At 65.7% G+C, this 12,198-nt stretch carries 13 protein-coding genes; 6 read left to right on the top strand and 7 right to left on the bottom strand.

The features are described from left to right. Positions 1-253: 253 nt before the first annotated feature. The 4 genes from J8I26_RS20865 to J8I26_RS20850 form a co-directional block, all read right to left on the bottom strand. Positions 254-616: a YkgJ family cysteine cluster protein gene (locus J8I26_RS20865; protein WP_245200441.1), complete on the bottom strand. Its 363-nt coding sequence runs from the start codon at positions 614-616 to the stop codon at positions 254-256. 176 nt (positions 617-792) lie between these two features. Continuing rightward, positions 793-1,809, bottom strand: coding sequence for an ABC transporter substrate-binding protein (locus J8I26_RS20860; protein WP_209609031.1), 1,017 nt, complete (start codon positions 1,807-1,809; stop codon positions 793-795). A 46-nt stretch (positions 1,810-1,855) separates the two neighbouring features. Beyond that, positions 1,856-2,725: an ABC transporter permease gene (locus tag J8I26_RS20855; protein ID WP_209609030.1), complete on the bottom strand. Its 870-nt coding sequence runs from the start codon at positions 2,723-2,725 to the stop codon at positions 1,856-1,858. 33 nt (positions 2,726-2,758) lie between these two features. Then, positions 2,759-3,544, bottom strand: a complete 786-nt coding sequence (locus J8I26_RS20850) for an ABC transporter ATP-binding protein (protein WP_209609029.1) — start codon at positions 3,542-3,544, stop codon at positions 2,759-2,761. A gap of 181 nt (positions 3,545-3,725) precedes the next feature. On the opposite strand from J8I26_RS20850, the gene J8I26_RS20845 reads away from it, so the two are divergent. From J8I26_RS20845 to J8I26_RS20830, 4 genes are all read left to right on the top strand, one after another. Further along, positions 3,726-4,424, top strand: coding sequence for a response regulator transcription factor (locus J8I26_RS20845; protein WP_209609028.1), 699 nt, complete (start codon positions 3,726-3,728; stop codon positions 4,422-4,424). Continuing rightward, entirely contained in the window at positions 4,421-5,818 is a 1,398-nt protein-coding gene (locus J8I26_RS20840; protein ID WP_209609039.1) for a sensor histidine kinase N-terminal domain-containing protein, read from the top strand. Before J8I26_RS20845 ends, J8I26_RS20840 begins: the two co-directional genes overlap by 4 nt. Before the next feature lie 393 nt (positions 5,819-6,211). Next, a complete protein-coding gene (locus tag J8I26_RS20835) occupies positions 6,212-6,967 on the top strand; it encodes an SDR family NAD(P)-dependent oxidoreductase (protein ID WP_209609027.1) in 756 nt (251 codons plus the stop codon). Positions 6,968-7,000: 33 nt separating this feature from the next. After that, positions 7,001-7,396: a VOC family protein gene (locus tag J8I26_RS20830; protein WP_209609038.1), complete on the top strand. Its 396-nt coding sequence runs from the start codon at positions 7,001-7,003 to the stop codon at positions 7,394-7,396. 77 nt (positions 7,397-7,473) lie between these two features. Here the strand turns inward: J8I26_RS20830 and J8I26_RS20825 are convergent, their stop codons facing one another. Next, the gene (locus tag J8I26_RS20825; RefSeq protein ID WP_245200437.1) at positions 7,474-8,766 is read right to left on the bottom strand and encodes a cation:dicarboxylase symporter family transporter; all 1,293 of its coding nucleotides are present in this window, start codon (positions 8,764-8,766) and stop codon (positions 7,474-7,476) included. Between the two features lie 224 nt (positions 8,767-8,990). Between J8I26_RS20825 and J8I26_RS20820 the strand changes: the two genes are divergently transcribed. Next, entirely contained in the window at positions 8,991-9,941 is a 951-nt protein-coding gene (locus J8I26_RS20820) for a LysR family transcriptional regulator (protein ID WP_209609026.1), read from the top strand. Positions 9,942-9,965: 24 nt separating this feature from the next. Here the strand turns inward: J8I26_RS20820 and J8I26_RS20815 are convergent, their stop codons facing one another. Next, the gene (locus tag J8I26_RS20815) at positions 9,966-10,424 is read right to left on the bottom strand and encodes a hypothetical protein (RefSeq protein WP_209609025.1); all 459 of its coding nucleotides are present in this window, start codon (positions 10,422-10,424) and stop codon (positions 9,966-9,968) included. Positions 10,425-10,449: 25 nt separating this feature from the next. Beyond that, positions 10,450-11,625, bottom strand: coding sequence for a class I SAM-dependent methyltransferase (locus J8I26_RS20810; RefSeq protein WP_209609024.1), 1,176 nt, complete (start codon positions 11,623-11,625; stop codon positions 10,450-10,452). A 222-nt stretch (positions 11,626-11,847) separates the two neighbouring features. Between J8I26_RS20810 and J8I26_RS20805 the strand changes: the two genes are divergently transcribed. Continuing rightward, on the top strand, positions 11,848-12,132 hold the full coding sequence (locus tag J8I26_RS20805) for a hypothetical protein (RefSeq protein WP_209609023.1): 285 nt from the start codon (positions 11,848-11,850) through the stop codon (positions 12,130-12,132). Positions 12,133-12,198: the final 66 nt, after the last annotated feature.

Raw genomic sequence — 12,198 nt, 5'->3', positions numbered from 1 at the left:
AGGTGAATGAGGGTTGCATGTGCATCGCGCCGTTGGCTTGCTGGTTTGCTTGATGCAGTGACGTCAGTTTGCCGATTTGCATCTCGTGTTTATATGAGAAAAGTCTCAAAACAGTTTAGAAAAATGTTTCAAAAAATACAATAAAAAATATAGGGACGAAAAAAAGGCTGTACGACGTACAGCCTTTTTCTTTTGCATCCAGCCGCTTGCCGCGCCTGGTTGGTTGTCCCATTCCGGGCCGACCCCGCCGGCACTACCCTGAGACAAGCGCCGGTGCGACCGGCGCCAGCGGCGCAAGCCCCAGACCGGCGCGCAGCCGCGCGCAGGTGGCGTTGGGCTGGCCATCGGCATCCCATGCCGAGAATTCGCGGCAGGTGCTGGGCCGGTTCTGATAAATTGAGCAGCCGATGCCGCGTTGTCCCAGCTCGCCGACCAGCGCAATGCAGCGCCCGTGCCCCTGCTCGGTGCCCTTCATGCAGGCCATCGTGTCGTTGACCTTGCTGGCCAGTTCGGCCGGCACCACGCCGCCGGAGCCGCCGGTCAGCTCCCCGCAATAGAAGGACACGCGAAAGATCGCGCAGCAGGCGCCGCAGGCGGTGCAGGGATTGTCGGGCATGTCGGTGAAGATGCGGTCTTCATCGACGACCCAGTGCACGGCGTGCTCGTTGCTCATCAGGAGGGCTGCGCCAAGGAGGCGACGGCGGGAAACAAGCCGCCATCATACGACAGCGGCGACGCCCGTTTGCAGGACGCCGCCGCTTTATTGCACATCAGCTGCACATCAATTGCACATCAGCTTCCCTTGCGGTCCTTGAAGGCGGGCACGAACATGTCGCTCCACACCGCCGGCTTGGTCTTGATGGTGCCGGCCTTGCTCATGAAGAGCACGTATTGCATCACGTCCACCGGGGTGGTCGAGAACTCGGTGCCGGGGTCAGCCAGCATCTGCTCGACCTCCTCCTGCGGCAGCTTCATCTTCGACACGCGCAGGAAGGTCTCGGCCGCGCCCTTGCGGTTCTTGGCGATATAGGCGTTGGCCTCTTCCTGCGCGGCCATGAAGGCCTGGGTCAGCTTGGGGTTCTTCTCGGTGAAGGACTTCAGGGCGAACACCACGTCCATGGTGATGTGGCCCAGCACGTCGGAGGTGTTCAGCACACGGGTGATGTTGGGCTGCTTGGCCTCCTGGTAGGAGAACGGCGGCGAGGTGAAGTGCGCGGTGATCTCGGTCTTGCCGGACAACAGCGAGCCCATCGCCTCCGGGTGCGACAGGCCGACGGTCATCGGGTCCATCTTGGCGTAGTTCTCGATGCCGAAGGTCTTGGCGGCGGCCATCTGCAGCAGCACCGCCGAGAGCGAGGTCTTGATGCCGGGAATGGCGATCTTGTCCTTGGCGGTGAAGTCCTTCAGCGACTTCACCTTGGGATTATTGGTGTTCAGCCACAGCGGCGAGGTCGACAGCGCGCCCAGGCCCACCACTTCCGAACGCGGAATGCCGCGCGCCTTGGACCACAGCGTCACGAAGCCCGGCGCGCCGGTGCCGGCGATGTCCAGGTTGCCGGCCAGCATGGCGTCGTTGATGACGTTGCCGCCGTCGAGCAGCACCCAGTTGGTCTTGACGTCGCCCAGGCCGAGCGCCTTGGCGTGCTTCTCCACCAGGCCTTGGTCGCGGATCACCATCAGCGGCAGGTACAGCAGGCCGTAGCCGTGCGAGATGCGCACCACCTGCGCCTCGGCGCGGGCAGCCCCGGAGGCGGTGGACAGCGCCAGCGCGGCGGCGATCATCATGCTGGAAAAAGTGCGGCGTTTCATTGTGTTTGTCTCCTTTGCGGTCGTCAGTTTATCGGTCTTGTAGGAATCAGTGCTGCATGCCCCAGCGGCGGATGGTGCGCTTTTCAATCTGGGCGAAGATCAGGTTCTCGACCACCAGGCCGATGATGATCACGAAGAACAGGCCTGAGAACACGTTGGCGGTCTCCAGCTGGTTGCGGTTTTCAAAGATGTACCAACCCAGGCCGCCGGCGCCGGAGGACACGCCGAACACCAGCTCGGCCGCGATCAGGGTACGCCAGGCGAAGGCCCAGCCCACCTTCAGGCCGGTCAGGATGCTCGGGAAGGCGGCCGGGATCAGGATCGATTTGACCAGCGAGAAGCGGCGCAGGCCGTAGTTCTGGCCCACCATGCGCAGGGTGTTGGACACCGCGCGGAAACCGCCGTGGGTGTTCAGCGCCACCGCCCACAGCACCGAGTGCACCAGCACGAAGATGATGCTGCCGGTGCCCAGGCCGAACCAGATCAGCGCCAGCGGCAGCAAGGCGATGGCGGGCAGCGGGTTGAACATTGAGGTCAGGGTTTCCAGCAGGTCGTTGCCGATGCGCGAGCTGATAGCCACCGTGGTCAGCAGCCCGGCCAGCAGGATGCCCAGGCCGTAGCCCACCAAGAGCGTCTGCATCGACACCGCCGCGCGCTCGATCAGCACGCCGCTGGCCAGGCCCGAGAAGAAGGCATGCACCGTCTCGCTGAAGCTGGGGAACAGCAGCGCGTTGTCCAGCCAGCGACCGTAGACTTCCCAGATCGCCGCCAGCACCAGGAGGATCACGGTCTTGCGCAGCCAGCCCATGCGGTACAGCGACTCGAAGGCCGACAGTGGGCGCTGGACTTCGGCGGTGGCGTTGAGGTTGGGCTCCACCACGATTTCCGGGCGGACGAAGGGCAGGTTCTTGTTCATGTAAGTCTCCGTGTTGCTTTTGTCAGCGCGCGCTCAATGGTGCGCGAACAGCATGTCGTTGATGCGGGTTTCCAGCTCGGCCTGGGCGGCGGTGCCCATCAGCTCCGACGGGATGCTGTTGAGTTCGGCGCGCACCTGGCCCGGGTGCGGCGTGAGCAGCAGGATGCGGGTGCCGACGCGGATCGCCTCTTCGATCGAGTGCGTCACGAACAGCACGGTGAACTGGGTGTCGTCCCACAGGCGCAGCAGCTCGTCCTGCATCTTGCGGCGGGTCAGCGCGTCCAGCGCGGCGAAGGGTTCGTCCATCAGCAGCACGTCCGGCTCCATGGCCATGCCGCGCGCGATCGAGACGCGCTGCTTCATGCCGCCCGAGAGCATGTGCGGATAGCTGTCGATGAACTTGGCCAGGCCCACCTTTTCGATGTAGTACTCGGCGCGCGCGGCGGCATCTTTGCCCTGCAGGCGGCCGCTGGCGTTGAGCGCGAACTCGACGTTCTGGCGCACCGTCTTCCACGGCAGCAGCTGGTCGAACTCCTGGAACACCATCATGCGATCCGGGCCCGGCTCGTGCACCTCGCGGCCCTTCAGGCGGATCGCGCCGGAGGTCGGCTGCAGGTAGCCGCCGATGGCCTTCAACAGCGTGGACTTGCCGCAACCCGACGGGCCGAGCAGGATGTAACGGTCACCCGGGTGGACGTTGAAGCTGACGCTCTGGGTGGCGGTCACCAGCGAATCGCTGGTCTTGTATTGCAGGGTGACGCGGTCGATTTCCAGCAGCGGGCGCGAGGGATCCACGCCGTCATGGGCATTGTTGCGCATGCAAGTCTCCAATGTGGTTTTAGTAGTTGAAGCGGATGCTAGGGCCTGAAGCTGTAACGAACCTGACTAATTCCTGACTTCCCGCAGTTTCCGCCACTTTTTCGAGCCCGGCGGGCATACAATTCAGCCCTGCCCAAGCAGCGCCAACAGCTGCAGCACTGCACAATAACCGGAGAGAACCATGCGCATCCTGCTGGTCGAAGACACCCCCGACGTGGCCGAGGCCATCGTCTCCCACCTCGCCCGCATCGGTCATACCGTGGAATGGGAAAGCAACGGCGCCGCCGCCGGACGTCGCATGGCCGAGGCCTACGACCTGCTGATCCTGGACGTGATGCTGCCGCAGCAGGACGGCTTTTCGCTGCTGGAGCAGCTGCGCGGACGCGGCCAGCACACCCCGGTGCTGATGCTGACGGCCTGCGCCGAGATCGAGGAACGCGTGCGTGCGCTGGACCTGGGCGCCGACGACTATCTGATCAAGCCCTTCGACTTTCGCGAGCTGGACGCCCGCATCCGCGTGTTGCTGCGCCGCAGCGGCGGCGAATCCACCAACCTGATCCACTGCGCCAACGTCAGCATTGACCGCAAGAGCCGCAGCGCCACGCTGGACGGCGCGCCGATCGAGCTGACCCGGCGCGAGGTGACGCTGCTGGAGATCATCGCCGCCCGGCCGGGCCGCATCTTCAACAAGGAAGAACTGATGGACCGCCTCTTCACGGTGGACGACACGCCCAACGCCAATACGGTAGAGCAGTACGTGGCGCGCCTGCGCAAGAAGCTGACCGGCGCCGCCTTCGAGATCCGCACGCTGCGTGGTCTGGGCTACCAGCTGGTGCTGCATGCGCCGTCGGCCGCCAACGCCGGCGGCGCCCTGCACTGATGCAGCGCAGCCAGCACGTCGTCTCCGGACGCTCGCTCTACATCCGCCTGGTCACGCGCATGGGCGCGGTGCTGACCGTGAGCGCCGCGGTGCTGCTGGTGGCGATCTGGATCTCGACCCAGATGGCCGCCAAGGACGCCTATGACCGCATCCTCTCCGGCAGCGCGCTGCAAATCGCCGAGAACACCTGGTACGAGAACGGCGCCGTCAACGTCGACGTGCCGCTGGCGGCGCTGTCCATGCTGGGCACCGGCGACCATGCCATCTACGCGGTGTTTGATACCCAGGGCCGGGTGATCGCCGGCGACGGCGAATTCCGCCCCGAGATCCCCTGGAACGAGCTGGAGCAAGGCCCGCTGCTGCGCGACGGCGAATACCTCGGCACGCCGGTGCGCATGGCCGTCATCGGGCGCCGCATGCCGGTAGCCGGGCCGCATCCGTGGGCGGTGATCGTGCTGGCCCAGACCAACAACGCCCGTACGTCCTTCGCCCAGAGCCTGGGCACCAAGGCGCTGCTGCTGATCGTGGTCATGAGCGTGCTGACGCTGGTGGCGGCCATGTTCACGCTGTACCAGGCGCTGGCGCCGTTGAAGCGCATCGAGGCGGCAATCCGCGAGCGCGATCTCAACGACCTCTCCCCGCTGGCCCTCACCGTGCCGGCCGAGACGCATGCGCTGGTGTCGGCCATCAATGCCTTCATGCAGCGCCTGGCGGTGCACCGCGCCACCATGCGCCGCGTGATCGGCGACGCCGCGCACCAGCTGCGCACGCCGGTCACCGCACTGGTCTCGCAGATGGAACTGCTGGAGGCGCAAACCAGCGACGACAAGCGCCAGCGCCATCTGGACCAGCTGCGCGAGCGCACCCGCAGCCTGGGCGCGCTGGTGAACCAGCTGATCAACCACGCGATGGTCCAGCATCGCAGTGACAGCAGCCTGCACGAACGCATCGATCTGGGAGAGCTGGTGCGCGCGCAGATGACCGACGTGCTGTCCAACCGCGAACGCACGCCCGACGACTTGGCGCTGGATACCCCGCAGACGCCCTGCCTCATCCGCGGCGACGCCATCAGTCTGGCCGAGGCGGTCAAGAACATCCTCAACAACGCCCTGCAATACGGCGCCCCCGGCCTGCTGCACGTGCGCCTGGAGGCGCGCCATGAGCGCTATGAACTGGCCTTCATTGACGACGGCAACGGCATCCCCGCGGCCGACTGGGAGCGCCTGCGCAAGCCATTCGCGCCGCGCGGCGAAGGCCGCATGGGCGCCAGCCTGGGCTTGTCCATCGTGGAAGAAGTGATGCGCGCGCATGCCGGCGGCATGCGTTTCGAACATACGGCGCAAGGCCATTTTGTGGTGGTGCTGGATTTCCCGCCGCTACAGGAACCGGTCTGACAGCGCGTGCCCAGATCCACCCTGGCGCGGGTAAAAAGCGCCGTGGAAGCGGCGCGACAGCCCGCTTGACCGCGCGGGGCGGGCTCGGCTAGACTTCGTCCCGCAGCTTTCCCCAAGCTGCCGTAGGCGTTACCGTCATCCAACGCGTCCAATTCGGGAGGAGCCCAGCAGGGCAGTTCCCGATGACCAACGACGCCGTTCGATGACCGCATGTTCTGCCGTCCCGGGCTCACGCCTGTTCGGGACTTTCCCACGTCAAGACTTGTTTTCGCCGCTGCTGCGGACAGGACTGTTCCTGCTCGTCATTACCCCAGGAAACGAAACAAGCGAAGCGCCGGGCGCAGCCTCCTGCCGGTCGGGTTTTCGGCTTCACTCCAACCCAAAGGCATTCCCATGAAACTCACAGGCAACACCATCCTCGTCACCGGCGGCACCAGCGGTATCGGACGCGCGCTGGCCGAAGCGCTGCATGACCGCGGCAACCAAGTCATCGTGGCCGGCCGCCGCCAGTCCATGCTGGACGACATCACGGCAGCCAGGCCGTCCATCACCGCCCTGCCGCTGGACGTCAACGATCCAGCATCGGTCGCGCGGGCGCGGACTTACCTGCATGCGCACTTCCCTCATCTCAACGTGCTGATCGCCAACGCCGGCGTCTCGCGCAGCGAGGACATGAACGCCGGCGACTGGAACATGGACGACGCCGAAGCCGTCGTCCAGACCAACATCCTCGGCGTGCTGCGGATAGCGGCGGCCGTCCTGCCGCTGATCAAGGACAAGCCGCGCTCCACCTTCCTGGCGACCGGCTCCGCGCTGGCCTTTGTACCGCGCGCGGATTTTCCGACCTACTGCGCGAGCAAGGCCTTCCTGCACTCCTGGCTGCAATCGCTGCGGCACCAGATGCGGCATGCCGGGCTCGAAGTGCTGGAACTATCGCCGCCCTACGTGCAGACCGCGCTCACCGGCGCGCAGCAGCTTGACGATCCGCGCGCCATGCCGTTAGCCGATTACATCGCCGAGGTATTCCGACTGCTGGAGCAAGGCCGCACGCCGCGCGGCGAAGTCCTGCTGGAACGCGACCTTCCCCGTCGCCAGGCCGAACGCAACGGCAACTACGACGCCATGTTCGCGGCGCTCAATCCCGCCTGATGCCCGCCTTTATTGCTTATTGAAAGAACCATGATGATTGACACACCATGCACCGGAACGCTGAACCACCTCAGCCTCCCCACCAAAGACCCGGCCGCGACTGCGCGCTTCTTCCAGCAACATTTCGGCTGCGAGATCGTCGCTGCCGGCGAGCACATCCTGTTGAAGCGCGACGGCTTCGATATCGTGCTCGACCGCATCGACGACGCCCCCGGCTGGCCCGTCAATTTCCACTTCGGTTTTGAGATGGCCAGCCTGCGGGAAGTGCAGGCGCTGCACCGTGCCTTCCGCGAAGCGGGGGTGCACATGGAGACCGAGGTATTCAACAATTCGCGCGGCTCACGTTTCTTCTGCCGCACGCCGGAAGGCGTCATGATCGAAGTCAACACCCGCGAAGACAAACAGGAAAGCTGGCAACATCTGTTCTGACGCGTCTTTGCAGGCCGGCTTGACGCCATCCAGCCGCGCGCCGGCCGTCTCCACGGAGGCGGCCGGCGCCGGCCTCATCAAGCTTCGCCCGACAACTCCCGCCGCATCGCGGCGCGGTCAAACTCACCTTCCCACACCGCAATCACCACGCACGCCAGGCAATTGCCGATGACGTTGGTCAGCGAGCGGCATTTCATCAGCCGCTCCACCCCCAGCAACAACACGATGCCGCCTACCGGCACCAGTTGCAGCGCAGTCAGCGTGGCGGCCAGTGCGATGAAGCCGGAACCGGTGACGCTGGTGGCCCCCTTGGAGGTCAGCATGGCGATGGCCAGCAGCGTCAGCAGCTGCCAGCCGCCCAGATGCACGCCCGAGGCCTGGGCCAGGAACAGCGTCGCCAGCGCCAGATAGAGATTGGTGCCGGACAGGTTGAAGCTGTAGCCGGCCGGCAGCACCAGGCGCACCACGTTGCGCGAGCAGCCCAGCTTTTCCATCTTGCCGATCAGCCCCGGCAAGGCTGCCACCGACGAAGCGGTGAACACCACCAGCAGCAGCTCGTCACGCACATAGGCAATCAGCCGGAACAGGTTCAGGCCCATGGCGCGGGCGACCAGCCCCATCGCCACCACCACGAAGAAGATGCTGGCCAGGTAGATTGCGCCGACGAAACGCAGCAGCGGCAGGATGGACGCCAGGCCGTAGCGGCCGATGGTGAAGGCCATAGCGCCGAAGGCGGCCAGCGGCGCCAGCTTCAGGATCAGGTTGACCATGCCGAACAGCACGCCCAGCAAGGCCTCGATGAAATCGCGCAACTGCGTACAGCGCGCGCCGTATGCGCCGTGCGCCGACAGCTTGCCCAGCGCGACGCCGAAGAACACCGCCACCAGCAGGATCTGCAGGCTGTTGTTGTGGACGAAGGCGCCGGCGAAGCTGTCCGGGATCAGGCTCAGCATGAACTGGTCGAGGCGGAAATCCTCGGCGCGCCGGAGGTAGCCGGACACCAGCTGGCCTGTGCCGCCGGCGCCATCCGCCGCCGTGGCCGAGAGGTCAAGATGAAATCCGCCGCCCGGTTGCAGCAGCATGCCGGCCAGGATGCCGACGGAAAGCGAGAGCACCGCCATGGCCTCGAAATACAGCACCGCCTTGGCGCCCACCTTGGCAGTCTGCGCCCTGCCCTGCATGCCGGCGATGCCGGACACCACCAGCAGGAACATCAGCACGCCGATCAGCATGCCGATCAGTTTGACGAAACCGTCCGACAAGGGCTTCATCTGCACCGCCAGATCCGGCTGCCATTGGCCGAGCAGGATCCCGGCGGTGATCGCCAACGCCATCTGCACCAGTGCGTTGCTGAAAATTCTGAGCGCCATCGTGCCGCGCCGGGGTCGGCGCTGTCTCCCTGTGTCCTTGTTTATTTTGCCGACGCGGAAGGCGCCGATGCTCGTCTGTTTTTATACCCTCGGAGTTTACCGGCGAAGCGCGCGGCGCACCCTAAGGGATATCCGTCATTGCCGCAGATGCCGGCCGCGCCCGGCATCTGTAAAATGTATGGAAAATTGCATCCAAAGATAAACAAAATATAGAGACAAACATCATGGAGCTGCGCCATCTCCGCTATTTCCTGGTCGTCGCCGAGGAACAGCACTTTACCCGCGCCGCCGAGCGCCTGGGCATGCAACAGCCGCCGCTGTCGCACCAGATCCGCCTGCTGGAACAGGAACTGGGCTTCGAACTGTTCCGCCGCCATCCCAAGGGCGCCGACCTCACCGCCGGCGGCAAGGTGTTCCTGGAAGAGGCCAAGTCCATCCTGCGCAACGTCGAGCTGGCCTCGCAAAAGGCGGCGCGCGCGGCGCAGGGTTTCGCCGGCACCATCTCGATCGGCTTCACCAGCTCGGCGGCCGCGCATCCCCTCATTCCAGGCATCATCCGCGCCTATCGCGAAGCCTACCCCGGCGTGCACATGGCCCTGACCGAGGCCAACGCCGCCGAACTGACCGAGGACGTGATGCATGGCAAGGTGGACATCGGCTTCCTGCGCCAGCCGGTGGCGCAACCGCAAGGCATCGCCTTCCACGCGTTGGTGGAGGAAGAAATGCTGCTGATCCTGCCGGTCGGCCATGCGCTACTGGCCGATACGCCAAAGCGATCTCGGCGCGCCGTGACCACAACTGCCGACGACATGCCGCCGATTTCACTCAAAGCGCTGGCCGAAGAAGAGTTTATCCTGGTGCGCCGGCATGGCGCGCCGGGCATGTATTCCAACCTGATCGCGGCCTGCGAGAACGCCGGCTTCACGCCGAAGATCGCGCTGGAAATCGACCGTATGCTGACCAACATCAGCCTGGTGGCCGCGGGCGTGGGGATATCGGTGGTGCCGGCGTCGATGAAGAGCTTCCACCGCGAGAGCGTGGTCTATTGCCGGGTGAAGGACGCCAGGCCGGCGCTGCTGGCGCCGATCAACCTGGTGTGCCGCGGCGTGCCGGTGGAGCCGACGCAGCAGAACTTCCTGCAGCTGGCGCGCGGCTATGCGGCGCGCAGCGGCTGATCGCGCAGCGAACTCGCGCGAAATTTACTTCCACTCCAGGATCGCGCTCTTGCGATCCAGCCAATGCACCTTCACGCCGCCCGGAGCCACCTTGCGGCCGGCGCAGGCGCTCGCCGCCAGCGGGAACGGCGCATCGTAATAACGCCCGCCGGCCGAGGAGCGCAGCGCGGTCTGCGGCGCGTTCTTCATGATCCAGTCGGCCGAATTGGTGCGCAGGAAGATCATGCAGGCGCCGCCGCCGTTGTCGACTACCTGGCAGGTGCAGCTGTTGCCGGAGGTCGTGATCGGTTCGCTCGGCTGGGCGTTGCGGTTCAGCGTGTCGGGCACAGGCACCGGTACCGGAACGGGCACGCGGTTGTTGTGCGTGCCGTAGCTGCCGCCGAGGTCGCGCGTGGTGACTTGCGCGACGGCCGGCAGCGCCGCGGCGCAGGCCAGCGCAGCAGCGGCCAGGCGCGGGATGATCGGGTTGACGCGGATGTTCATGGCGGGCTCCGTTCTATCTGGCGCTTCAGGTGCGGACCTTGAGTCGCCACAGGGTGGTGGTCTCCTTGCTGCGCGCCGCGTGCAGCGGGTCGTCGCGGTCGACGGCCTTGCCGTGGCGCGGCTTGATATCGTGACGCGCGGCCACTTCCAGCCCGGCTGCGGCAATCGCCTCGGTCAGCATGCCCGGCGCGCGCAAACCCAGCTGCTCGGCGAAATCGGACATGATCAGCCAGCCCTCGCCGCCCGGCGCCAGATGCGCGCCCAGGCCCTTGAGGAATCCCAGCAGCATGCGGCTGTCGGGGTCGTAGACGGCATGCTCGATGGGCGAGCTGGGCCGCGCCGGCAGCCACGGCGGATTGCACACGATCAGCGACGCACGCCCTTCGGGAAAAAGATCGGCCTTCTGCAGCTCGACCTGCGGCAGCACGCCCAGGCCTTGCAGGTTCTCGCGGGCGCAAGCCAGCGCGCGCTCGTCCATGTCGGTGGCCACCACCTTGCGCACGCCGCGCCGCGCCAGCACCGCCGACAGCACGCCGGTGCCCACGCCGATGTCGAACGCCAGCTCGGTCGAGGGCAGCGGCGCCTGCGCGACCAGGTCGACGTACTCGCCGCGCACCGGCGAAAACACGCCGTAGTAGGGATGGATGGCGCCGTCCAGCGCCGCGATCGCCACGCCCTTCTTGCGCCACTCGTGCGCGCCGATCAGCCCCTGCAGTTCACGCAGCGAGACGGCAAAAGATTCGCCGGCCAGCGGCTCGCCGTAGGCCTCGCGGCACGCGGCCTGCACCTCGGGCGCGCGGCGCAAGGGGATGACGAAACCGGGCTCGACGGGAATCAGCAGCATGCCGAGGATGCGCGCGCGCTGCGCCTGGACCTGGCGGTGTTGGTGAAAAGCATGGCCCGGCTGTACGGCCTCGGACTTGGGCGCGGCCTTTTTCTTGGCGTCGGCGCGTTCGCGCGCGCGGTCGATGCGGCGTCCCAGCGCTTGCAGCAGCTGGCGGGCGTTCTGGAAGTCGCCGCGCCAGAGCAGGCCGGTGCCTTCGCAAGCCAGCTTGTAGGCGGTGTCGGCGGGAATCTGGTCGTCCGCCTCCACCACGCGCTTGGGCGGCGGGTTGCCGGCTTCGGAGTGCCAGCGCAGCGTGTGCGCGGCGCCGTCCGATTGCCAGGCCAGGTGGGGAGCGGAGTCGTCGGTATGCGTCATGAATCGGGAAGGTTATTGCAAGAGAGGGAAACAACCGCCAGTGTAGCAAAGCCGGCCGCCCGCACCGCGCAGGAACTTCCCTTTGCGCGCGGCAACAAACCCGGAGCAAGTTTGACGTCGGGCAAACCCCGGCCGTTTTTTGCGCCCGCTGCGCGCCAATGCGCCTATCATGAAGACAGCAAGACCGGACAGTACAACCTGTCAATCACCGAAGGAGATCACATGAGCGAACAGCAAACGTCCCGCTTCGACCACCAGCGCCTGCTGGAGATGGTGGGCGAATTCGAACTGGAGCTGCAAAAGCTGCCCGCCGGCAGCCAGGAGGCCGCGCAACTGCACGAAGACATCGCCCGCCTGAAGCAACACCTCTCGGCGCCCCAACCGCAGGTGGGCGCGGTGCAGGATTCATGGCAATCGCTGCGGCGCGCCGCCGACAGCGTCGAGAACACCGTGCTCAAGGACAGCCCCTACATCACCGAGATGGGGCGCATCATCGGCCTGCTCTGAATACCGCCTGAACCGGCCCCGATAAAAAACCGCCTGCCGCAATGACTGCGGCAGGCGGTTTTCGTT

The sequence above is a fragment of the Herbaspirillum sp. LeCh32-8 genome (genome assembly GCF_017814915.1).
GTDB lineage: Bacteria > Pseudomonadota > Gammaproteobacteria > Burkholderiales > Burkholderiaceae_D > Herbaspirillum.
This window is presented reverse-complemented; position numbering and strand designations above follow the sequence as displayed.

Excerpts from the sequence above, each read along its gene's own strand:
- J8I26_RS20865 (WP_245200441.1), bottom strand. The coding sequence starts at position 616 with ATGCCCGACAATCCCTGCACCGCCTGCGGCGCCTGCTGCGCGATCTTT.
- J8I26_RS20860 (WP_209609031.1), bottom strand. The coding sequence starts at position 1,809 with ATGAAACGCCGCACTTTTTCCAGCATGATGATCGCCGCCGCGCTGGCG.
- J8I26_RS20855 (WP_209609030.1), bottom strand. The coding sequence starts at position 2,725 with ATGAACAAGAACCTGCCCTTCGTCCGCCCGGAAATCGTGGTGGAGCCC.
- J8I26_RS20850 (WP_209609029.1), bottom strand. The coding sequence starts at position 3,544 with ATGCGCAACAATGCCCATGACGGCGTGGATCCCTCGCGCCCGCTGCTG.
- J8I26_RS20845 (WP_209609028.1), top strand. The coding sequence starts at position 3,726 with ATGCGCATCCTGCTGGTCGAAGACACCCCCGACGTGGCCGAGGCCATC.
- J8I26_RS20835 (WP_209609027.1), top strand. The coding sequence starts at position 6,212 with ATGAAACTCACAGGCAACACCATCCTCGTCACCGGCGGCACCAGCGGT.
- J8I26_RS20830 (WP_209609038.1), top strand. The coding sequence starts at position 7,001 with ATGATTGACACACCATGCACCGGAACGCTGAACCACCTCAGCCTCCCC.
- J8I26_RS20825 (WP_245200437.1), bottom strand. The coding sequence starts at position 8,766 with ATGGCGCTCAGAATTTTCAGCAACGCACTGGTGCAGATGGCGTTGGCG.
- J8I26_RS20820 (WP_209609026.1), top strand. The coding sequence starts at position 8,991 with ATGGAGCTGCGCCATCTCCGCTATTTCCTGGTCGTCGCCGAGGAACAG.
- J8I26_RS20815 (WP_209609025.1), bottom strand. The coding sequence starts at position 10,424 with ATGAACATCCGCGTCAACCCGATCATCCCGCGCCTGGCCGCTGCTGCG.
- J8I26_RS20810 (WP_209609024.1), bottom strand. The coding sequence starts at position 11,625 with ATGACGCATACCGACGACTCCGCTCCCCACCTGGCCTGGCAATCGGAC.
- J8I26_RS20805 (WP_209609023.1), top strand. The coding sequence starts at position 11,848 with ATGAGCGAACAGCAAACGTCCCGCTTCGACCACCAGCGCCTGCTGGAG.